Source organism: Paraburkholderia aspalathi (genome assembly GCF_905220735.1).
Lineage (GTDB): Bacteria > Pseudomonadota > Gammaproteobacteria > Burkholderiales > Burkholderiaceae > Paraburkholderia > Paraburkholderia aspalathi.
Genome location: NZ_CAJNBA010000005.1, coordinates 367,290 through 388,465, shown reverse-complemented (window position 1 = coordinate 388,465; position 21,176 = coordinate 367,290). Strand labels below are relative to the sequence as shown.

The following is a 21,176-nucleotide window of genomic DNA, read 5'->3' as shown; positions in this document are numbered from 1 at the left end:
TTCAGGTCGACACGCGCAGCGGCTGAACGAACTGCCGCGCGATCGTCATGTAGCGATCTGCCGTGTCGTGCAACGTGTATCCCGCCAGTTGCCGGTTCGCTCGCGGCATATCGAGCGCCTTGAGCAAGGCGCGGCCATAGGCCTCCGGATCGGCCGTGTCGACGAGATTGACGCCGGCAAATCCACTGGCAAAACCGAACGACGGAATCCGGCTCGCCACGACAGGAATGCCCGAGGCGAGCGCCTCCAGAAAGCCGATGCTCTGCGCTTCGAAACGCGAAGGCATGGCAAAGACACGTGACGAGCGAAGAATCGCGGCGACATCGAGGCGCGGCCCGCATACCGTCACGCGGCTGTCGAGGCCAAGCTGATGAACCAGCGACACCACCGCCTCGTAATAGGGAATCTCCTCGATGACTCCGCACAGCAGCAGGCGCGCTTCAGGCTCGCTCTGCACGACGCGCTCGAACGCGCGGATCGTGTCCAGCTGACTCTTCCCTTCTATATAGCGGCCTAGCTGAACAATCTGCTTCGCAGGCACGGCGATATCCGGTACGGATGGGTTGCTGTCTTCGGCGAACAGCGACGCGTCCACGCCATTCGGGATCACGACCATCGCCGGATGTTTGCCGATTTCTCGTAGGTAGTCGTCGATATTTTGCTGCGACACGCCGATGATCGCTCTCGCCCGCCGTGACAGCAGGCGCTCCGCCTGCTTGAGCGCGCCGTTCTCGAAGTCATTGACGCCGGAGTGCATCACCCAGGCGATCGGCGTATGCACGGGCAGAAGACGCACATAGAGTGCGGCGAGCGTGGCATGCGCCACGATGAAGTCGGGACGGAACTGGCGCACCACGCGATACAGGTGCAGCAATTTGCCTACCCTGCCGTGACGGCTGGTCGGGAACAGGCAGGTGACGCCTGCTGCTTCCAGCTCCGCACGAATGCCGACGAAATCGTCCTGCTGAGGAAGCAGTGACGTTATGCAGACCTCATGGCCGCCGCGCTGATGTTGAATCGCGAGACCTTTTACAAGTACTTCTGCCCCGGAAAGTCGCGGGGCATGAACCAACTGAAGAATTCTCACGATTTATCTCTCTGGATAACCGCCTTTTTTGCGCAGCGGATGGACAAGCCGACCAGCAAGTACCGCCCCCAAAAACCGTCGACATCCATCATCGTTCATCTGGCGCGCCCCTTTCGCGGGACGCGGCCTCGTCTCCGTAAAACAGCGACAGTTCCGCCGCGAAGTCACTATCGCGAGGAAACGTTACACCGAAGGCCCAGCACTTTTCCGCCATCTGCAAGGCTCCTTCGGCTATGCAATGAGCGCTATCGCCCATTTCTCAGCGGTTTACCCCGATTCGTATAGTTAGGCATCCGTTGCAAATCTTTTCGACCCCATTTCTGTTTGGCGGACAAAGACTAATCTCCTCATACGTATTTTTTTGTGCGATCAATGCAATTAGTACTGCCTTATTGTTCATACGTAACGACTCGTTACTTCTTTTAAACATACTAATGAGTATTGTTGCAGTCGATTCTTCCCATCAGAGCCTTTCTTGCTTACAGGACAGTAAAAAGTTCATCGAATGGCGCGATGAACTCAAGCACTTCGATGTGGATTGCGCTGTTCCTCAAGACGTTCGTTGTATTCGTCACACCTTCCCCGGTCGTCCGATTCCGCCAAATCTGCCATGACGAGTGGCATGGATTCGTACGATAAGAATTTCTCTGCAGAGAAATGCGTTCGGGGCCGACAACCCGGGAAGGCATCACACCTTCGCGCGACCGAATGGTTGCGCATCCAGGACGGCCAGTGTCGATGCCTCGGTCATCGGCTGGCTTGCAATTGAACCCCGATGTTTGCTCTGTCTCCCTACGCGCCTTGCGCGAAGAGGCAAGCGAATAGTCACAGAACGCATTGGTTAGATTGATGAAATCGCAACTACTCCTACTTTCGACACTTTCTCTCGCGCTAGCGGGCTGCGGTGGTGGCGGCGGCGGTAACGGCGCCAGCAACAACGCAACAAGCCAGCTCAACGGCAGCTCCGGCTCGTCCAACTCGACTGCGGCGGGCAACAGCAGCACCGGCGGCACCGCCACGGTGAACGGCGCGGGCACCACCGTCGCGACGCTCAGTTGTGCATCGCCGGCCGTCTCGGCGGGCTCCGGCAGCGCCACCATTTCCGCCGACACGCCGAGTGCTGACGGCACACGCATCTTCGCTTCCGGCACCACCTTCCAGCTCGCCTTCAGCACCAACGTGCCGAATGCCGACACGCTGAACTGGGCCGTCACGGACACCATCGGCCGAGTGGCGGCGAGCGGCAGCACCGCCGTCCCGAGCGGTTCGAAGACCATCACGCTCAACTGCACCTCGACGCTCGCCGGCTATTTCGCCGCGACGGGCACACTCGCGCAGAACGGCGGCCAACTGCCACAGGCCGGCACGCGTCCGGTCGGCATTGCGACCTTCGGTGTGCTGCCGAACCTGTCTCAGGTCGTGCCTGCGGTCACCTACGCGCATCAGGACCAGCACCGCTTCGGCATGCAGGGCGCGAACGACAACGGCCCTCTGCTGGCCGACCTCGGCATCTCGTCGACGATCGACGACCGCCAGCTTTCGACGATGGAGCCGAACGGCGCGAACACCTTCAACCCTTCCGCGAACAATCTCGATCCGTTCTACAAGAGCGGCAACGTGATGCGCCTGATCCGTCTCGACGGCATCCCTGCCTGGGCGAGCAGCACCGGCGCGTTCCAGGACGACACGAGCGTGCCGACCAACCTTTCGTATTACCAGAACTACATGAGCCGCGTCGGCACGGAATCGAGCGCGATTCGCGCGGCGTACTTCCCGACCCAGTCGGCGAACTACTATCAGGTGACGTGGGAGCCCAACGAGTTCTGGACCGACACCGATGCCAATTTCATCGCGCTGTATCAGTCCGTCTATCAAGGCGTCCATTCCACCGATTCGAACGCGGTGGTGATGGGCCCGGCCGATGCGTTCCCGAGCCTGACCACGACGCGTCTGAAGCGCCTCGCGCCGCTCGGCTTCGGCCAATACATCGACGCGGTGGCAACGCACGGCTACTACGACGCGGGCACTTCGCCGTCGCATCCGCCGGAGCGCTACGACAGTGACCCGTCGACAGCCTCAGGTTCGCTGCGCGGCCAGATGCGCGCTCTGCGAAATGAAATGGCTACCGACTACCGCACGGGCATGAAGCTGTTCTCCACGGAAGCCGGCATCAGCTACGACCTCGGCACCTCGTACGGTCCGAACTATCCGACCGCGAACGTGCTGTACGCGCAAGCGGCGGTCGCGGCGCGCATGCACATCATCACGCTGGGTGAAGGCGCGGATCAGACCTATGTGTTCTACGGTGCGGACTATCCGGGCGAAGTCGGCTACGGCACGTTCTTCGACCTGAGCGATGCGCAGGGTGCCTTCGGCGCGACGAATATCAGTCCGAAGCCAGTCGCGATGGCAATCAGCGTGATGACGCATACGCTCGATGGTACGCACACGCTTGGAGCGGTGAACGGCACACCGACCGGGGTCTACGCCTACGCGTTCCAGCAGGTGGGGAATGGGGCGGTGATCACCGCTTTGTGGGCGCACAACAATAGCGTGTGGGATGCGAGTGTTGGGTTCAGCTCGAGCTATAGCGTGCCGTATAGCCTCACTGTGGATGCGCCGGGCACGAGCGGTACCGTGAAGGTGGTCGATATGATGGGGAATGCTTCGAGCGCGAGTTACAGTAATGGGACGTTGACGCTTAATCTGACTGAATCGCCGGTGTATGTGGTGTCTAACAACGCTTCGGTTGCGAAGTCGAATGCGACGGTGCCGGTGGGATACGTCGGTATCTAATTAGCAACCGCCTCATCATGCGGTAGACGTAAAAACGTCAGCCGGCTTCAGGGCCGGCTGACGTTATTTTTTTCAGACATGGATGGCGGCGCCTGGCCGCGCACTCGCAGTGCGTCAGCTTTCCCCCAGTCGCCCCTCGAGCCCGCTCAACTCCTGCTCGCGCTCCTTCGACACCTTGCCGATCGGCGGGCCCGCAAAGCTCTTGCGCACACCGGCGCCGTACCAGATCGCCAGCAGGATCGCGAGCAAACCAACAATGACGTACACCACTTTCTGATTAGGCGGCTGCATGCCGACATAGGCGAGCACGAGCGCGCCGAACACCGCCGCCACCGCGAACGGCTTCGACAGCATGCCCAACTGGAACGGCCCTTTTTCCTTCCACGTGCGCCCCTCGGCAAAAATGCCGGCTGCAATCGGCATCGCGTAGGAGATGAACAGAAACACCGCGCTCCCCGCGCTCAGCACCGTGAACGCGTCGCCGTACAACGTCACCACGATCGCCAGCACCGCCGAGGTCCAGATTGCAGCACCCGGCGTGCGGTGTGCCGCATTCACCTTGCGCAGCCACTTCGAGCCAGGCAAGCCGCCGTCGCGGGCAAACGCGAACATCATGCGCGAGGTCGACGTCACGGCTGCGAGACCGCATACGTAGTTGATGAAGAACATCAGCAACTCGATCAGGATGCGCAGCGGTCCCGGAATCGGCGCAAGAATCGCTTCGAAGAACCCGGTGCCCTGCTTCACCCCCGCAGTGATATCCGGCATCACCAGCACGAACGCGCACACCATCACATAGCCGAAGGTCGTCGACCAGAACACGGAGCCAACGATGCCGCGCGGCACATTGCGCGCCGCCTGATGCGTCTCCTCCGAGGTATGCGCGGAAGCATCGAAGCCCGTGATCGTATAAGCGGTCAGCAGCAAACCGGACAGAAACGCCATGGCAATGGTCTGCTTGGGCCATGCGCCGCCATCGATACCCGTGAAGTTGGTGAACGTGTAGAGCCGCGACAGATCGATCTTGACCGGCGAATACACCAGCAGGGACACCACCAGCATGACCGTCACCACAAAGATCAGATAACCCGACAGGTCCGTGATCTTGCTGGTGATGCGAATGCCGCGATGATTCAGGAACGCTTGCGAGGCGGTGATCACCGTCAGAAAGAGCGTCTGCTGCCACCAGCCGAGCGAATCTGGACTCACACCGAACATTGGCGCAATCAGCGTGCGAAAGAACGGATCATAAGTACCGTAGTTGATCGCGGCGACCACGAACACGAGACCGAGCAGATTCAGCCACGCAGTGAGCCAGCCCCACATTTTGCCGCCGAGAATCGAACTCCAGTGATAAAGGCCGCCAGCCGTCGGATACGACGACGCGATCTGCGCCATCGCTGCCGCCACGACCAACGCGAACAGCGAGCCGAGCGGCCAGCCGAGTCCGATCGACGCCCCGCCCGCCGCCGACAAACCCATCTGGAACGACGTGATGCCGCCCGACAGAATGCAGATCAGCGAGAACGACACCGCGAAGTTCGAGAACGCCCCCATGCGCCGGGACAGTTCCTGCGCGTAGCCCATCTTGTGCAACAGCTTGACGTCGTTGTCGGCGGACTCCGCCGACGGCACGGCCGTGTTGATGTCCATGACGCGATCCTTTGAACAGGGTTATGACGAAGCGGCAAACTGGCGTGACCGCGCGACGAAGGACCGGCTCACGCAGCCGTAAAGCAGTTGTCGACGTACAGGTGTGCGCCGTTGACGAAACTGGCGTCGTCGCTGGCGAGAAAGAGCGCCGCGCGCGCGACTTCTTCCGGCGCGCACAGACGGCCCTGCTGCACCGACAGCGCCGCTTCGCTCGCATCGAATCCATACTTCGCAAGCGCGCTGATTTCGCGGCGTCCGTGCGGCGTATCGATGAAGCCGGGACACACGGCGTTGCAGCGAATGCCACGGTCGCGATACTCGACGGCGATCGACCGCGCAAACATGGCGCATGCGCCTTTGGTCGTGCAGTACAGCACTTCGAGCGGCGTGGCCGCGACCGACGAAATCGACGCGGTGCACACGATCGAACCGCCGCCTGCCGCGAGCATGTGCGGCAGCACCGCGCGGGTCATCATGAACATGCTTTTGACGTTGACGTTCATGAGCCAGTCGTAGTCTTCGTCGGTGGTATCGACGAACGGCTTCACGACGATGCTGCCGGCGTGGTTGAACAGCACGTCGATGCGCCCGAAGCGCGCCATGATGTTCGCCACGGCGGCGTCCACGGCAGCGCGCTTCGATACATCGGCAGCGAACAGTTCGGCTGTGCCACCCGCCGCGCGAATTCGCGTCACGACCTCCTCGCCCGCATCGGTATTGATATCGACCACGGCGACTTGCGCGCCTTCCTGCGCGAATAGCAGCGACGCCGCGCCGCCCGCACCGGTCGCGCCGCCTGACACGATTGCGATCTTGCCTTCCAGCCTGCCTGCCGCTCTGCTCATGCGTGACTCCCGTTCCAGTGTCCAGTGCGTTGTATTGCATTGCGTTGTGCACAAAGTAGGGGCGGCAAAAAGCGGCGACTATCCAAAATTGGCAAAAAGTAAAAATCCCGTAAAAATCTGCCTTACTGACAAATGCATTACATGCGGTGATTCGAGCGCACCCGGATGAGCGCAGACGGCCTGAACCCCGGGTGCGGCACGGACTTTTTTTCGCATACACTGGTCGGCACGAGGCTTTCGGGGAGCGCCAACAGAATCGGGAGAAGCTATGCAGCCGGCCAATCAGACAAGCAGCGCCGTCGAGATTCGCTATTGCCGGAACATCGACGAGCAGGCGATGTTGCTCGACGCGTGGAACCAGAGCTATTGCCAGATTTCGCGTGGCGCCTTCGACGGCTCGGTGAGTTCGTTCGCCGCGGGCGGCGTGCGGGTGTTGGTGGAACGCCTGAACCGCACGGTCTATCAACGCGGCCAGGTGGCGCGGTCCAGGCTCGCCGTGGGCATTCCATTTCAACTCGAAGGGCATGCACTGCTGTGCGGGCAGACGAGTCATCGCGACGGTCTGCATGTGTTTTCCGGCGATGGCGGATTCGAGTTTTTATCTCCCGATACGCATCTGGTGGTGAATCTGGAGATCGAGCCTGACGCGATTGGCGATCATTTGCTGCGCTCGCAGCTCGATGAGATTGCGCCGTTGCTGGGCGCGAGGCCTGGTGTGTTGAATGTCGATCCTGCGAGGTTGCAAGGATTTCGCGAGGTGCTGAAGCCATTGCTTGACGCCGTGAGTGCGACGCCGACTCTGCTCGATGATGGCGGCGTGGCGGCCTCGTTCGAGAAGTCGGTGATATTTGGTCTTGCCGAGGCATTGCAGGGAATGCGGGATGCGGATCCACACGGGAATGTCGAAGCGCGTACCGCGCGGAACTGGCAGCTTGTGCGCAGCGTTCGTGAGCTGGTGGAAGAGTCGCCGGATTGCCCGCTGTCTGTCGCCGAGCTATGTGCGCGGTTTCGCGCGAGTCGGCGCACTTTGCAGTATGCGTTTGAGGATACGGTTGGAGTGAATCCTTCAGCGTATATACGAGCGGTTCGGCTTGATCATGTGCGGCGGGAACTGAGAGCCGCTGGGTCTGTTACTGAAGTCGCCACGCGGTGGGGGTTTTAGCATTTTGGGAATTTCTCCAATGAGTATCGGGGGCAGTTTGGGGAGTTGCCATCGGAGACTTGGCGGCGCAGTAGGGCGCGCGCCGGTTGAAGGGTGGTTTGTTGCCTGCGGCACTTGTTGTGCCGTGTTCTTAGGGCTTTGGCGTTTCCTTGTTCTGGCTTTGGTGCCTTTCCTTGCATTGTTAGTGGTCTATTAGCGTTGCCCCTGTGCGGGGCGGCACTTACTTCTCTTTGCCGCCGCAAAGAGAAGTAAGCAAGAGAAAGCGGCTAGAAGCCCCTGCTAAGCGGGTCCCGCAGCTCGCTCAGGGTAGTGGTGCATCTGGAATCTGTGTTCGTGCCCGTGCATAAGCTTGTGACAAGGGCGTCATACTTCCGGCGGCGCTTCGCGCGCCGAAGAGCCGTTCATAAAACCGATCGCTACGTTTTAACCTCAACCGAAGCCCGTGGTTTCCCATGCAGACCCGTCCGCGACGCACGTAGTGCGGAGTGGGAGCTGATGACTCCTTTGTCACTAACGCGGAGTGTGCGAGAACACGGATTCCAGTCGCACCACTACCCCAGGCAAACCACGGTGCCCGCTTAGCAGGGGCTTCTAGCCGCTTTCTTTTGCCTACTTTTCTTTGCGGCGGCAAAGAAAAGTAGGTGCCCCCCCGCACAGGGGGAACGCTAATAAACCACTAACAATTCAAGGAAAGGCCAAAGCGCTAAGAACACTGACAATAAGCGCCCCGCAGGCAAAAAACCCCAAATCCTCTCCCATAAAAACAAAATTCAGCGCACACTATCCAACTAGCTCCCTCGCGGAGCGATAAAAGCCTACTGGGGAGCCCATCATGGCAAAAGGTCAAATGCGCAGTAACCGCGAAGTAAAGAAACCGAAACAGGCCAAGAAACCCACCCCGGCCACGACGCCATCGGGCGCACCTCCGATCCGCGTAGCGCCAACCGTTTCGGCAACGCCAAAGAAACACTAAAGAAGCACGAACCAGGCAGCAAGCCCGCCCCGCCAGGCGGGCCTCCTAGCTTTACCTCGAAATATCCTCCAACGCGACATCCCGCGTCTTCGGCCCAAGCGTCCCGATCACCAACATGACGATCATCATCGCCCCCGAAATAAACACAAACACCCCATTCACGCCAAAACGGTTCAGGCACCCCGCAATCACAAACGCGGAAAACATCGCCGAAATCCGGCTCCACGAATAAACAAACCCCACCGCCCTCGCGCGAATACTGGTCGGAAACAGCTCGGCCTGATATGCGTGATAGCTATAAGAAATAATGTTGCCCGCCAGCACCAGGCACACGCCCAAACTCACGAGCAATACCGTCTCCCGCGCCTGGCTGAACAGCAACCCGCACACCACGTTCACCGCCGCCATGCAGATAATCACCGTCTTACGCTCGAAGCGGTCGGCAATCAGCATCCCCAGCAACGGTCCAAGCGGGGCCGCAATCGCAATGATGCTCGCGTACATCAAACTCGTCGTGACGGTAATGCCCTGCTTGATCAGCAACGTCGGAATCCAGTTCGCGAAGCCGTAATATCCCATCGTCTGGAACACGTGGAAAATGATCAGCATCAGCGTGCGCTTGCGATACGGCGGCACCAGCAGATCGCGAAACGTCGCACGCGCGCGCACCGGTTCTGGCAACGCCGGCTCCGGCAAAGGCCGTCCATATTCTCGTTCCACGCGCGCTTCGAGTCGCTTCATCACGGCGTCGGCTTCATCGATGCGGCCCTTCTGCGCGAGCCAGCGTGGGCTCTCCGGCAAACGCAGACGGATCCACCACACCACGATTGCGCCCACCACGCCGGTCAGCACGACCAGGCGCCAGCCGTCGAGGCCGAAGTAGCGGTGTGGCACCAGCAAATACGACAGAAACGCGACGATCGGCACCGCGCAAAAACCGACTGCCTGTGAAAAGGCCGACGCGCGGCCTCGCACATGCTTCGGCACGAGCTCGGAAATGTACGTACCGATCGTTACGATCTCCACGCCGATGCCAATCCCTGCGATGAAGCGCCAGAGGTTGAGTCCGAGCGCCGTGTCCTGGAACGCCATGATGATGTTGGCCGCGGTGTACCACAGCAGCGACCATGTGAAGATCGCCCGTCGCCCGAAACGGTCGGCGAGAAAACCGCATGCGGCCGTGCCGATGAACAGGCCCGCGAATAACGCCGCGATGAAGCTCGCCACACCGCTGGTACCGAACAGACCGTGCGTCGTCGCAGTGAGAATACCGCTGCGCACGAGGCCCGGCGCGATGTAGCCGGAGAACATCAGGTCGTACAGTTCGAAGAAGAGTCCGAGGCTCAGCAGCATCACCAGTTGCCAGATCGAACGCGTGGCGGGCAAGCGGTCGAGCCGCGCGGAAATACGCGCGCCTTCCAGCGCGATCTCCTCCGCGCGGCCGCTGGCCGATGCACCGGTGCCTGAGGGCAAACCACCCAGCGCGCCGGCATCGCCGACCGCTGTCGCATACACCGCGTGATTCGACGATTTCATCGTCTGTCTCCATGATTTCCGGTCTGACGCCGGATGAGATTGATTGACTACGTTTGACGCATCGAGCGCAGCGCTACCCTCACGCAGCTTCTCGCGGCGTCTGCGCTACACCGCCGCCCAGCGCCGTGATCTGTGCTTCGTCGTAGCCCAAACCGCGCAGCACGTCGGCGGTGTGCTCACCGATCTTGGCGATCGGCGAGCGCGGTTGCAGACGCGCGCCATCCATCGAAATCGGCAGCAATGGCATCGCGGTTTCGCTTCCGTCATCGAGTGTCAATCGCGCGAGGCCGCCGCTCTCGTTCAGATGCGGATCGTCGAACAGGTCTTCCGGTTTCGTGATCGACGCGAAGGGAATATGGTCACGCTCGAACAGCGGCACGAGGGCCGCGCCTTCGAAGCGACTCAAAGTTTCACCGAGCGTCTGCAGCAACCACTCGCGCGCCAGCACGCGGTCGTTGTTGGTCGCGAGGCGCGGATCGGCCAGCAGGTCGGCGCGACCGAGAATCGCGCACAGCGCGCGCCACTGGCCGTCGCCGGTCGCGGCGATAAACATCTGCTCGTCGTTGGCAAGCCGGAACACGTCGTAGACGGCCCAGGCGCTGATGCGTTCGGGCATCGGCGCAGCGGGCACACCGGTCGCCGCGAACTGCTGCATGTGTTGCGCGGAAAGCAGCACGCAGTTTTCGAACAACGCACTCTGCACTTCCTTGCCGCGTCCGCTCGTATGCCGTTCGTGCAGCGCGGCAAGCACGCCGATCGCGCCGAACATGCCGCCCATGATGTCGTTGACCGAACTGCCCGCACGCAACGGACGGCCTACCGGTCCCGTCATGTAGGCAAGGCCGGCCATCATCTGCACGACTTCGTCCAGAGCCAGACGGTGCTCGTATGGCCCGTTAAGAAAGCCTTTGTGCGAGACGTAGATCAGCCTGGGATTGCGCTCACGAAGCGACGCGTAATCGAGGCCCAGACTCGCCATGCGGCCCGGCTTGAAGTTCTCGACGAATACATCCGCGGTATCGACCAGCTTGTGCAGCGCGGCCAGCCCCGCTTCGCTATCGAGATCGAGCGCGACACTCTTCTTGTTGCGATTGAAGGTACGAAAAAATCCCGCGCCGGTGCCGAGCAAACGGCGCGTACCGTCGCCGCGCGGCGGCTCGACCTTGATGACTTCGGCGCCGAGGTCGCCAAGAATCATTCCGCAGGTCGGCCCCATCACCATGTGCGACAACTCGATCACGCGGATGCCTGCAAGCGGCAACGCGCCCTGTTGCCCTGCTGAAGACCCAGGTGCAGAAGAAGCAGACGTAGAAGAAGCTGAAGTCATTGCGACACCCGTGATTCGGAAGGTTCAAAACGTTGAGCAGCGGCATTGAACTGCTTCGGCAGACCGGCGCGCGCCAGATAGCCGTACAGCGGTTCGCCGGGGAGCGCGTCGGCGAGAATGTCGCGCGACGCGATAAGTCGGGTGAGGTCGATGCCGGTGTCGTAACCCATGCTGTCGAGCATGAACACGAGGTCCTCTGTGTTCACGTTGCCAGTCGCGCCGGGCGCATGCGGACAGCCGCCAATGCCGGCTAGCGACGCGTCGAATTCACGGATGCCGTGCTGCAGCGCGACCAGCGTATTCGCGAGACCAAGGCCGCGCGTGTCGTGGAAATGCAGCGAGCGCAGCTTGCTGCCCGCGACCTCTCGTACCAGCTCGATGATTTCGCCGACCTGGCGCGGCGTCGCTTCGCCGGTGGTGTCGCCAAGCGCGATGACATCGGCGCCCGCCTGCAACGCAGCGCGCGCAATCGCGGCGATATCGGCGTAAGGCACCGCGCCTTGCAACGTGCAGCCAAACACCGTCGACAATCCCGCGATCAGTTCGACGCGCCGCACGTTCGCACTAGCCGCGCTATCGATCAGCTCGCGCATCGCGGCAAATGCCTCGATCATCTCGACAGGCGTCTTGCGGACATTGGCAAGGCTATGCGCCGTACTCACCGAAATCGGCGCGACGATCCGATGCACGCCCGAATCGAGCGCACGTTGCGCGCCCTTCAGGTTCGGCACCAATGCCGTCACGATCAGATTGTCGTAGGTGAGCGCGTGGGCGATCACTTCGTCGGCGTCGGCCATTTGCGGCAATAGCTTCGCCGGCACGAACGACGCGACTTCCATATGCCGCACGCCGGCGGCATAGGCGGCGTCGATCCAGCGCCGCTTGAACTCGGTGGGCATTGTGCGTGCAATGCTTTGCAGGCCGTCGCGCATGCCGACTTCGGTCACGACGACGCGCTCCTGGGTGTCACTCATGGTCTTGAATCCCGGTCTTGAATCTTGCATGGAATGTGGGAAATGAAGCCGCTGAGTGACAGCGTGCCCGCGCGCGGCCGTGCGGCAAAGTCTGCGTTGACGACGCACTCCATCGCCGCTCGCGATGGCCGCAGTGGCATGCGGGGCGGGCGTGCGCCGTCGCAAAGGGGAAACCCTTAAGGGCTTTTCAGAGGATGCAGCAGATGGTCGAGTAAATGCGCCGCCGTCAGCGTCAGCGCCTTGCGGTCGCGCATGCAGATCACAAACCGCCGCTCCGCCCAAGCTTCGCGCAAAGGCACGGCGACGATGCCGTATTCGTCAGCCGCATGTTTGGGCAGCGCCTCGCTCGGCAGGATCGCAACTGCAAGGCCTGCCTGGATGAAACGATAGGCGGCGTCGAAGGTCGATACATAGGTTCGATAGTTGAGCTCGCTGCCTTTTTCCACCGCAATGCGCTGCATCAGCGCATTCACCGATGCATTCGATGCGAGCCCGAGATGATCGAACGCCAGGGTCTGCTCGAAGCCAACCGCCGTCTCACTAGCCAGCGGATGATCGCGCGGCACGATCAGCGCGAGATGATCGGAGCGATACGGCAGCACATCGAGACTGCCCATCGGCACCACATCACGGCAGATGCCGAGATCGGCCACACCCTCCTCCAGACCGCGCACGATCTCGGCGCTGACGCGTTCTTCGACATCGACACGAACCTGCGGATTGGCCTTCAGAAAAACCGACAACGCCTCGGGCAGAAACTCGACCATCGACGAGACATTCGCCAGCACCCGGACATGACCGCGCGCGCCGGCCGCATATTCGCTGAGTTCGGCCTGCAAGCGTTCGTGGCCGCGCATGATGAGCCGTGCGTGCCTGAGCAGCGCCTCACCGGCGGCAGTCGCGCGCACGCCGCGCTGACTGCGCGAGAGCAGCGCGACGTCGACCAGCGCTTCGAGATCGGCGAGCCGCTTGCTGACCGCGGACGGCGCGATGAACTCGCGTTCGGCCGCCCGCGCGATCGTGCCTTCCTCGCAGACGGCGATGAACAAGCGCAACGTCACCTGATCGATTTGCCACATGAACGGGCGCGCCCTGGATGTTTGAAGTGGGAAAATTATGCCCGAGGAAGGCGGCGGCCAAGCCCATCCCAGGGTATCCACGGCCTGCACGCTGGTTGGCGATCGTCGAGCGCGCGCCGGGTTGTGGCCGTTAATCGTATGGCAAACTGCGCAATCAGAACAACTGACAAAGGCTATCCCATGTCCACCGCCAGTCTCTTCGTCACCTCCGCGGGCGTCGGCCTCGCGATTGCCGCGCCGGTCGGGCCGATGGGCATGCTGTGCATTCGCCGCACGCTGACGGGCGGTCCGCGCGCGGGGCTCGCAATCGGCTTCGGCATTGCGACCGGCGATGCGGTTTATGGCCTGATCGCGGCGCTCGGCCTGGTCGGCATTTCGCAGTTCATGCTCGCCTACGACCGGCCCTTGCATCTGGTCGCCGGTCTGTTTCTGCTTTATCTCGGCGTGCGTACGCTGCTGCAAAAAGCGCCCGCCGACGCGGCAAACGGCAACAGCGACGGCAACGGCAAGCTCGCCCAGGTAGGCCGCGCCGGCGCACTGCGCGCGTATGCAAGTTCATTGCTGCTCACGCTGACCAATCCGCAAACCGTCATTATGTTTGCCGCGCTGTTCACGACGCTCGCGCCGCGTGGCGCGTTTTCATCGAGCATCGCGTTGACCACCGTAGGCGGCGTGTTTTGCGGTTCGATCGCGTGGTGGTGTTTTCTGGTGACCGTGGTATCGCTCGCGCGCCATGCGATCGGCAGCAAGCTGCGCGTCGCGATCGACCGGATCGTCGGGATCACGCTGGCGGCGTTCGGTATCGTCGAGATTCGCCGCGCGCTTTGAAGAGGGTTAGCGGGGCTGCGCAAGGGCGCTCAACGAACGATGCGCCTTCTGACTCACGAGCGGCCCCGCAGCGCCACGAACACCACGCCGGCAATCGCCATCAATCCGCCGCAGAGCGTCGCAAGACCTGGACGCTCGCCGGTCAGCACGGCGGACAACGCCGTCGCCACCGCGGGCGTCAGATACAGGAAATTGGCCGCGCGCGCCGCGCCGAAGTAGCCCAGCGCGAATGTCCACGTTGCATAACCCAGCGCCGCTGGAAATACGCCGAGCACCAGCACCGCCTGCACCGTGCCGTGCGGCGCACTGCCCAGCGAACTCAACGCGCCCGGCAGCCACGGCGCCAGCAACACCGCTCCTGCCAGCAACGTGTAGGCGGTGCACGTCAATGCCCCGTAGACCGGAATCAGGCGCCGTTGCAGCACGAAGTAGCTCGCCGAACACAGCGCCGCGCCGAGAATCAGCGTGCTGCCCGCGCCGAGCGTCAGGCCGCCGGGCTGCCCTCGCGCAATCACCGCGATGCCGGCGAGACTGACTAACGAACCGAGCCATCCCCACCGATTGAATCGCTCGCCGAGAAACACGGCTGCCAGCAGCGCCGTGAAAATCGGCAGCGTATTGACGATGAAACTCGCCGCCCCTGGCGCCACCGTTTTCTCGCCGGTATTGAGCAGCGCGTTGTAAAGCGCGATGCCGAGAAACCCGCACAGCACGAAACGCAGACCGTCGCGCCATGTCGGCAACGGCGGACGCCGATAGGCAAGCCATGCGATCACCAGCAGCGCCGCAGTGGCGAAGCGCGCCGCCGCCAAGGGCAACGGCGCCAGACCCTGCAAGCCGATACGAATGAATGGAAAGGCGGACGCCCAGGACACGATAGTGCAGGCGACCGCGCCTGCCGCCAGCAGCGGCTGCCGCGCGGAACGGGGCGATGGGGACGAAGTGAGTGTGTTCATGCGCAGATGGTGCCGCGCCGTGAGCTGCTAAGCTAGCGCACAAATACACATCGTGATGTGAATATGACTCACACCTCCTCACCGACCTCATCGGCGCGGCCGCCGCTTGCGAGCCTCGAAACCGTTTGCGCCGTCGCCCGCGAAGGCTCGTTTCTCGCCGCTGCCGAGGTCGCCGGATTGACGCACGGCGCAATCAGCCGGCGGGTGGCCGCGGTCGAAAACTGGCTCGGCATGACCTTGTTCGAACGCCATGCGCGCGGCGTGCGGCTGACGCCGGACGGGCAGCGCTTCGTGGGGCGTATCGAGCAGGCGTTTGGCATCATCGACAGTGCGGCGGATCAGTGGCGCTCGCCGCGCAGCCCGCAACTGGTCAAGCTGAGCGTAGTGCCCGCGTTCGCCAAACTGTGGTTCTTCGAGCGCCAGGCGGCATTCGAGAGCGCTGCCCCGGCGCTGCGCATCCAACTCGATATCGATCATCGCAACGCGGACATTGCCGGCGGCGAAGCAGATCTGGCGATTCGCTACGGGCGCGGCAGTTGGCGTCAGCTCGAGGTCAAGCCGTTCCTGCCGGAGACGCTTTATCCCGTCGCGCATCCCGCGCTCGCCGCACGCCTCGCGAAGCAGCGGCACAAACATGGCGATGCCGCACTGCTCGATGTGCCGTTGCTGCACGACTCGGATGTGACCGGCTGGCGCGCGTGGTTCGGCGCGCTGGCTATTCCGCTGAAGCCGCGCGCCCAGGACCGGCGCTTCGAAGACTACACACTGGTGCTGGCCGCCGCCGAAGCGGGACTCGGCGTGGCGCTGGCACGCGTGCCGTTGGCCGACGCGTATCTGCAGAAGAGTGGCCTCGTGCGCGTGAGCCGCCACGAAGTCGCCTCGCCGCTGACTTATTACTTCGTGCATGCGAAGGGCGAGAGCCGGCCCGAAGTGCTGGCGCTGATCGACCGGATGCAGGGGGCGCAGCAAGGCGTGTCATAGCACTTCATACGCAAGCGCGGCAGTTTTGCGACAATAGCGGCTTTCGCCGCGCCGTCGCGGGCCTGTCGCCGGGATGCGCCGGCGCTCAAAGGCAAGTGCGCGCCGGCCTTGCCGTCTAACCTGTTCAACCCACCCGACCGTCAGCGGTCTGCTCAATGGCTCTTCCCCACATCGATCTGCTGTACTCCGTCTCCGGCCTGTTCGTCGGCTTTCTGGTCGGCCTGACGGGTGTCGGCGGCGGCTCGCTGATGACGCCGATCCTGGTCCTGCTGTTCAACGTTCATCCGGCTACCGCGGTCGGCACCGATCTGCTGTACGCGGCCGCCACCAAGGCGACCGGCACGCTGGTGCACGGCCTGAAAGGCACCGTCGATTGGCAGATCACCCTGCGTCTCGCGGCGGGCAGCGTCCCGGCGGCGACCATCACCCTGATCCTGCTGCATCGGTACGGGATGGACACACCGGGCGCGAGCCGGCTGATCCAGATCGTGCTCGGCGCCGCCCTGCTGGTCACCGCCGTGGCGCTGATCTTCCGCCCACAGCTCGCGGCGCTCGGCGCGCGCCGTCAGCGTGCGCCGAGGCAAGGGCGTACGCTCGCGCTCACCATGCTGACCGGCGCGGTGCTGGGTGTGCTGGTGTCGCTGACGTCGGTGGGTGCGGGCGCGATCGGCGTGACGGTGTTGCTGCTGCTGTATCCGTTGCTGCCAACCACACGCATCGTCGGCTCCGATATCGCGCACGCGGTGCCGCTCACGCTGCTGGCGGGCGCCGGTCATTGGCTGCTGGGTTCGGTCGACTGGTCGATGCTGCTGTCGCTGCTGGTGGGATCATTGCCGGGCATCGCGATCGGCAGTTATCTGTCGTCGCGTGCACCGGACGCGCTACTGCGCAACGTGCTCGCCGCCACGCTCACGCTGGTCGGCGTGCGCCTCGTGCTGTCGTAAAGCAGCCGCGCTATTTGAAAAACCGGCAGGTCAGATCGGTCTCGAACTGCCTGACCCATTGGCCGTGATGGTCGTGATATGACTGCGCCCAGCCGCCGCGCCGAACCGTGACAAGGCGCTCGTGCGCGGCATCGCCCGGGTCCGGGCAGGCGCTGATGTCGAAATGCGCCGGCGCAAAACCATGCCGCGCGCATACCAGTTCGAAAGCCGCCCGATCGCTGATCGGCAGATCGGTATAACGCAATTGCGTGGTTTCCATGGCGTTGACTCCGGTTCCGCTTGCATCACAGTACGCTTCGCGCCGCGTCGATAGTGTGTCACAGCGCACAAACGGGCTGTTGCGGCGCCGACGTTCAGTCCGGTACTGGCCGATTCATCATCACCGCTTCAAAAATCACCGCCAGGAAAAATAAAGCGAAAAAAAAGCTCCGGGTATTCGCCGGAGCTCTCGCTTATGCAGGCCGCTTAGCGCGGCCTGCTCATTGCAAGCGTCTTACTGCTGCACAACGGTCAGCTTGTTCGACACCGACGTCACACCGGCGACGCCCTTGGCCGCTTCACCGGCAGCGTCGATCTGGCCTTGGTCAGGCACCGAACCCGTCAGCGTCACTGCACCGCCACGCGCACGCACGGCGATGTTCGAGACGTCGATGCCTTGCGCCTTGGCGAGCGCGCTGCGCACCTTGCGACCCAACTGGCTATTGGCCTTCTTGCCGGCCTTGGCACTTGCAGCCGGCGCTGCGGTCGTGCCCGTAGCCGTTGCATCGCTTGCCTGAGCGTACACATTGCACGCCACCACCATTGCCACAACCGAGCCCAGCGTTTTCAGAAAACCGACCGATTTCATAGTTTCTATTCTCCTTAGCTACACATTGGACCGCATGTACAAGCGGCTTCGTTACGACTACCGGCGGCCATGCTTAAGACGCGTCAACGCGCGGCTCAGCGACGGCCGACTATGGCTGCGACACGGTGTGCGAGAGGCGAGAGAGGCCGGCCACCGTTAGTCGCATGCGATGCGCTACGGGAGCCGGCAAGCCGCGAGGTCCGCCAGCGCGCCCGGTTCTTGTCTGTCGTGCCGGGTCACGCTGTGCAAACATCTGTTCGCGGCAGCGATCCACAATTTAATCTAGCCGCGCCAGAAGCGCAAAGGGTTTAGTCATACGTTGCGGTGCGTTCCGGTTGTCACAGGGGGCATCGGGCGTATTTCGTTCATGCGTTGTTCATATTCTGGTTCGGGCGTGCCTGGCCGGCGGGTCAATGTGTCGTTCATGGGACGTTCATATGCCGTTCACGAATTGTTACGGGTTTGACGGCGCCCGCGCCGGCCGGACGCTGCGCCGCCGCGCTAATCTCAGGTACCATCGGCGCGTCGCGCTGCCGCGCGGCTTGTGCGGTTTTTTGTATGTCCCGCACGGCAGCCAGCCCGGCATGGCGCGAATGCTTCGCCCGGTTCGCGCGCCGCGGAACGCCGCCATCCTGTTCACTTTCGACCGTAGCCGTCACGTCACCCGATGAAGCCAGCCACCGGCCGCAAACGCCCTCCCCGTCTCGTCGCCCGTTTTGTGGCGATCTCCTGGCGCGATCTGGCGGTCTCGTTCGGACCGCTCGTGCTGATTGCCATCGCGGCGATCTGGGTCGCCGTGCGCCTGATCCAGCCCGCCCCGCCCAGCACGCTGACGATCAGCGCCGGCCCCGAAGGCAGCACCTTCTGGAATGCGGCCCAGAAATACAAGGAAATCCTGGCGCGCAACCGTATCACCCTGAACGTCTTGCCCTCGGAAGGCTCGCTGCAGAATCTCAAACGGCTCTCCGACCCGAAGTCGAACGTCGACGTCGGCTTCGTGCAGGACGGGGTCGCGCCCGGCGCAGCGAACGAGGGCTTGATGTCGCTCGGCAGCGTGGCCTATGTGCCGCTGGCGATCTTCTATCACGGCCCGACGATCTCGCGGCTCTCCGAATTCAAAGGCTTGCGCCTCGCGGTCGGCGCCGAAGGCAGCGGCACGCGCGAACTGGCGCTGGCGCTGCTCAAGGCCAACGGCATCGTGCCGGGCGGTCCGACCAAGCTGCTGCCGCTCTCGGGCGACGACGCCGCCCAGGCACTCGTCGCCGGCAAAATCGACGCGGCGTTTCTGGCCGGCGATTCGGCGCAACCGGCAGTGATGGGCAAGCTCTATCGCACGCCAAACGTGCAGTTCTACGACTTCACCCAGGCCGATGCCTACACCCGCCGTTTTCCGTATCTGACGCAGCTCCAGATGCCGATGGGCGCGTTCGACCTCGGCAAGAATCTGCCGTCCACGCCGATTCATATGGTGGCGCCGACCGCCGAACTGGTGGCGCGCGATTCGCTGCATCCCGCGCTCTCCGATCTGCTGATCGAAGCGGCCCGCGAGGTCCACGGTAAGGCAAACATCATGCAGCGCGCCGGCGAATTCCCCGCGCCGCTCGCCCACGATTTCCCGATCAGCGACGACGCCGCCCGCTACTACAAGTCAGGCAAGAGCTTCCTCTACCGGATCCTGCCGTTCTGGCTGGCAAGTCTCGCGGACCGGTTGCTGGTGGTTGTAGTGCCGCTGATCGTGCTGCTGATTCCGGCGCTGCGCGTCGTGCCCTCGCTGTACACGTGGCGGGTGAAATCGCGCATTTACCGCTGGTATGGCGCACTGATCGCGATCGAACGCAGTGCGCTCAGCGAGTACTCGGCCGAAGAACGCGCCACGCTGATCGAGCGGCTCGATGCGATCGAAGAATCGGTGAACGGGCTAAAAATGCCGCTCGCCTATGCGGATCAGTTCTACGTGCTGCGCGAGCATATCGGCTTCGTGCGCGAGCGGCTCACGCATAGCCGCGAGGCTCAGCGCGACGCGGCGGAAGACTCGGACGACGAGCCGCAGCCACCTGCTTCGGCGCACGCATCAGAAGCCGATGCCGCAACGGAATCACCTGAAGCGCGGGGAGCCGACGAGGCCGACGAGCCTTCGGCCGGCCGCCACGCTTAGAGACCCGTACCGACTCACGGGGTCGAGTTTGGCGGTCGCCGTGTCGGCCATCCCCGGTCCAAATCCATATTGACGGGTGCAAGCGGCGGCTGCACCGCGTAAGATCATTACAATTCCGACGGTCCAGCAGACGACACCGTTCGGAAAGGGCAATCCGGGAGACACTTATGACCGTAGGCATCGACGCCAGGCAACCGCAGTGGTTTTACGATTTTGTCTCGCCGTTCACCTACCTGTTGCTCGAGCAACACGACAAGTGGCCGGGTTTCGACTTCGCGTTCACGCCGGTCGTGCTGAACGAGCTGTATCGCCACTGGGGCCAGCGGCCCGCTTATAGCGTGCCCGCCAAACGCACCTTCCTGTACCGCCACGCGCTGTTTCGCGCGGACCAGCTCGGCATTCCGTTCAAGATGCCGCCGGCCCATCCGTTCGACTCGATGAAGCCGCTCCTGCTCGCCACCGCGGCGAAGGGCGACATCAGCTTCGTACGCGAGATCTTCCGTTTTATCTGGCGGGAAGGCCGCGATCCGTCGAGCAACGGCGCATTCGCCGAACTGTGCGAGCGTGTCGGCATGCCGGACGGCCCGGAACTGATCAAGGACGAAGAAGTGAAGGCGCAGTTGCAGCGCAACACTACGGATGCAATCGGTCTGGGCGTCTACGGCGTGCCGACCTTCCGTCTGAACGATCAATTGTTCTGGGGCGAAGACGCGTTGCCCATGGTGCTGTATTGCGCACGCACGCCGAACTGGCTCGACTCGAAGGAAGTGAAGCGGATCAGTTCGCTGCCTTCCGGCCTTGCCGACGATTAAAGCGAAAGCAAGGCGTAATATTCGTGCAAACAGGCACGCCGTGCCTGTGCTTGTGCAGGTCTTTTCGGACGTGATGGCGTCAAAAAGGCCGTCCTGATGCCGGCCATACCGTGCCTGCTATGCCGCCACACCGCAAACGGGCCTAAGGTTATAACCTTTGCGCCCCGCTCTCGCGATCTGGCTCGCGGGCGGCTCCGTACGACGCTTCATCCGGACCCGAC

17 protein-coding genes are annotated in these 21,176 nt (G+C 62.7%); 7 read left to right on the top strand and 10 right to left on the bottom strand.

Translation table 11 applies throughout. The annotated features are described in order from the left end of the window. Window position 1: 1 nt before the first annotated feature. The gene (locus tag KHO30_RS28360) at window positions 2-1,087 is read right to left on the bottom strand and encodes a glycosyltransferase family 4 protein (protein ID WP_211702974.1); all 1,086 of its coding nucleotides are present in this window, start codon (window positions 1,085-1,087) and stop codon (window positions 2-4) included. Between the two features lie 849 nt (window positions 1,088-1,936). Here KHO30_RS28360 and KHO30_RS28355 point away from each other — a divergent pair. Then, complete coding sequence (locus tag KHO30_RS28355; RefSeq protein WP_211702973.1) at window positions 1,937-3,883, top strand: hypothetical protein; 1,947 nt, start codon at window positions 1,937-1,939, stop codon at window positions 3,881-3,883. Between the two features lie 114 nt (window positions 3,884-3,997). Here the strand turns inward: KHO30_RS28355 and KHO30_RS28350 are convergent, their stop codons facing one another. Together KHO30_RS28350 and KHO30_RS28345 are read right to left on the bottom strand one after the other, a co-directional pair. Next, window positions 3,998-5,536 carry an amino acid permease gene (locus KHO30_RS28350; RefSeq protein ID WP_054035445.1) on the bottom strand — a complete coding sequence of 513 codons (1,539 nt, stop codon included), beginning with the start codon at window positions 5,534-5,536 and terminating at the stop codon, window positions 3,998-4,000. A gap of 68 nt (window positions 5,537-5,604) precedes the next feature. Next, entirely contained in the window at window positions 5,605-6,381 is a 777-nt protein-coding gene (locus KHO30_RS28345; protein ID WP_093636562.1) for an SDR family NAD(P)-dependent oxidoreductase, read from the bottom strand. A 268-nt stretch (window positions 6,382-6,649) separates the two neighbouring features. On the opposite strand from KHO30_RS28345, the gene KHO30_RS28340 reads away from it, so the two are divergent. Further along, window positions 6,650-7,543: a helix-turn-helix domain-containing protein gene (locus KHO30_RS28340; RefSeq protein WP_244864151.1), complete on the top strand. Its 894-nt coding sequence runs from the start codon at window positions 6,650-6,652 to the stop codon at window positions 7,541-7,543. A 1,024-nt stretch (window positions 7,544-8,567) separates the two neighbouring features. On the opposite strand, the gene KHO30_RS28335 is transcribed toward KHO30_RS28340, so the two are convergent. The 4 genes from KHO30_RS28335 to KHO30_RS28320 form a co-directional block, all read right to left on the bottom strand. After that, a complete protein-coding gene (locus KHO30_RS28335) occupies window positions 8,568-10,052 on the bottom strand; it encodes an MFS transporter (protein ID WP_211702972.1) in 1,485 nt (494 codons plus the stop codon). Between the two features lie 79 nt (window positions 10,053-10,131). After that, window positions 10,132-11,379 carry a CaiB/BaiF CoA transferase family protein gene (locus KHO30_RS28330; protein WP_211702971.1) on the bottom strand — a complete coding sequence of 416 codons (1,248 nt, stop codon included), beginning with the start codon at window positions 11,377-11,379 and terminating at the stop codon, window positions 10,132-10,134. Further along, the gene (locus KHO30_RS28325) at window positions 11,376-12,353 is read right to left on the bottom strand and encodes a hydroxymethylglutaryl-CoA lyase (RefSeq protein WP_211702970.1); all 978 of its coding nucleotides are present in this window, start codon (window positions 12,351-12,353) and stop codon (window positions 11,376-11,378) included. Before KHO30_RS28325 ends, KHO30_RS28330 begins: the two co-directional genes overlap by 4 nt. A gap of 176 nt (window positions 12,354-12,529) precedes the next feature. After that, entirely contained in the window at window positions 12,530-13,432 is a 903-nt protein-coding gene (locus KHO30_RS28320; RefSeq protein ID WP_200651142.1) for a LysR family transcriptional regulator, read from the bottom strand. 180 nt (window positions 13,433-13,612) lie between these two features. Between KHO30_RS28320 and KHO30_RS28315 the strand changes: the two genes are divergently transcribed. Continuing rightward, the gene (locus tag KHO30_RS28315; protein WP_093636581.1) at window positions 13,613-14,260 is read left to right on the top strand and encodes a LysE family translocator; all 648 of its coding nucleotides are present in this window, start codon (window positions 13,613-13,615) and stop codon (window positions 14,258-14,260) included. Between the two features lie 53 nt (window positions 14,261-14,313). Here the strand turns inward: KHO30_RS28315 and KHO30_RS28310 are convergent, their stop codons facing one another. Further along, window positions 14,314-15,216 (bottom strand): DMT family transporter, encoded by a 903-nt coding sequence (locus KHO30_RS28310; RefSeq protein ID WP_211702969.1) that lies wholly within the window; start codon window positions 15,214-15,216, stop codon window positions 14,314-14,316. Between the two features lie 63 nt (window positions 15,217-15,279). Between KHO30_RS28310 and KHO30_RS28305 the strand changes: the two genes are divergently transcribed. Continuing rightward, window positions 15,280-16,197: a LysR substrate-binding domain-containing protein gene (locus KHO30_RS28305; RefSeq protein WP_200651144.1), complete on the top strand. Its 918-nt coding sequence runs from the start codon at window positions 15,280-15,282 to the stop codon at window positions 16,195-16,197. A 155-nt stretch (window positions 16,198-16,352) separates the two neighbouring features. Beyond that, entirely contained in the window at window positions 16,353-17,141 is a 789-nt protein-coding gene (locus KHO30_RS28300; protein WP_093636589.1) for a sulfite exporter TauE/SafE family protein, read from the top strand. A 10-nt stretch (window positions 17,142-17,151) separates the two neighbouring features. On the opposite strand, the gene KHO30_RS28295 is transcribed toward KHO30_RS28300, so the two are convergent. Next, complete coding sequence (locus KHO30_RS28295) at window positions 17,152-17,400, bottom strand: hypothetical protein (RefSeq protein ID WP_093636592.1); 249 nt, start codon at window positions 17,398-17,400, stop codon at window positions 17,152-17,154. 234 nt (window positions 17,401-17,634) lie between these two features. Beyond that, window positions 17,635-17,988 carry a BON domain-containing protein gene (locus KHO30_RS28290; RefSeq protein ID WP_054043266.1) on the bottom strand — a complete coding sequence of 118 codons (354 nt, stop codon included), beginning with the start codon at window positions 17,986-17,988 and terminating at the stop codon, window positions 17,635-17,637. A 667-nt stretch (window positions 17,989-18,655) separates the two neighbouring features. Between KHO30_RS28290 and KHO30_RS28285 the strand changes: the two genes are divergently transcribed. Beyond that, complete coding sequence (locus KHO30_RS28285; RefSeq protein WP_093636598.1) at window positions 18,656-20,143, top strand: TAXI family TRAP transporter solute-binding subunit; 1,488 nt, start codon at window positions 18,656-18,658, stop codon at window positions 20,141-20,143. 167 nt (window positions 20,144-20,310) lie between these two features. Continuing rightward, window positions 20,311-20,955 (top strand): 2-hydroxychromene-2-carboxylate isomerase, encoded by a 645-nt coding sequence (locus KHO30_RS28280; RefSeq protein WP_093636600.1) that lies wholly within the window; start codon window positions 20,311-20,313, stop codon window positions 20,953-20,955. Window positions 20,956-21,176: the final 221 nt, after the last annotated feature.

Excerpts from the sequence above, each read along its gene's own strand:
- KHO30_RS28355 (WP_211702973.1), top strand. The coding sequence starts at position 1,937 with ATGAAATCGCAACTACTCCTACTTTCGACACTTTCTCTCGCGCTAGCG.
- KHO30_RS28350 (WP_054035445.1), bottom strand. The coding sequence starts at position 5,536 with ATGGACATCAACACGGCCGTGCCGTCGGCGGAGTCCGCCGACAACGAC.
- KHO30_RS28345 (WP_093636562.1), bottom strand. The coding sequence starts at position 6,381 with ATGAGCAGAGCGGCAGGCAGGCTGGAAGGCAAGATCGCAATCGTGTCA.
- KHO30_RS28340 (WP_244864151.1), top strand. The coding sequence starts at position 6,650 with ATGCAGCCGGCCAATCAGACAAGCAGCGCCGTCGAGATTCGCTATTGC.
- KHO30_RS28335 (WP_211702972.1), bottom strand. The coding sequence starts at position 10,052 with ATGAAATCGTCGAATCACGCGGTGTATGCGACAGCGGTCGGCGATGCC.
- KHO30_RS28330 (WP_211702971.1), bottom strand. The coding sequence starts at position 11,379 with ATGACTTCAGCTTCTTCTACGTCTGCTTCTTCTGCACCTGGGTCTTCA.
- KHO30_RS28325 (WP_211702970.1), bottom strand. The coding sequence starts at position 12,353 with ATGAGTGACACCCAGGAGCGCGTCGTCGTGACCGAAGTCGGCATGCGC.
- KHO30_RS28320 (WP_200651142.1), bottom strand. The coding sequence starts at position 13,432 with ATGTGGCAAATCGATCAGGTGACGTTGCGCTTGTTCATCGCCGTCTGC.
- KHO30_RS28315 (WP_093636581.1), top strand. The coding sequence starts at position 13,613 with ATGTCCACCGCCAGTCTCTTCGTCACCTCCGCGGGCGTCGGCCTCGCG.
- KHO30_RS28310 (WP_211702969.1), bottom strand. The coding sequence starts at position 15,216 with ATGAACACACTCACTTCGTCCCCATCGCCCCGTTCCGCGCGGCAGCCG.
- KHO30_RS28305 (WP_200651144.1), top strand. The coding sequence starts at position 15,280 with ATGACTCACACCTCCTCACCGACCTCATCGGCGCGGCCGCCGCTTGCG.
- KHO30_RS28300 (WP_093636589.1), top strand. The coding sequence starts at position 16,353 with ATGGCTCTTCCCCACATCGATCTGCTGTACTCCGTCTCCGGCCTGTTC.
- KHO30_RS28295 (WP_093636592.1), bottom strand. The coding sequence starts at position 17,400 with ATGGAAACCACGCAATTGCGTTATACCGATCTGCCGATCAGCGATCGG.
- KHO30_RS28290 (WP_054043266.1), bottom strand. The coding sequence starts at position 17,988 with ATGAAATCGGTCGGTTTTCTGAAAACGCTGGGCTCGGTTGTGGCAATG.
- KHO30_RS28285 (WP_093636598.1), top strand. The coding sequence starts at position 18,656 with ATGAAGCCAGCCACCGGCCGCAAACGCCCTCCCCGTCTCGTCGCCCGT.
- KHO30_RS28280 (WP_093636600.1), top strand. The coding sequence starts at position 20,311 with ATGACCGTAGGCATCGACGCCAGGCAACCGCAGTGGTTTTACGATTTT.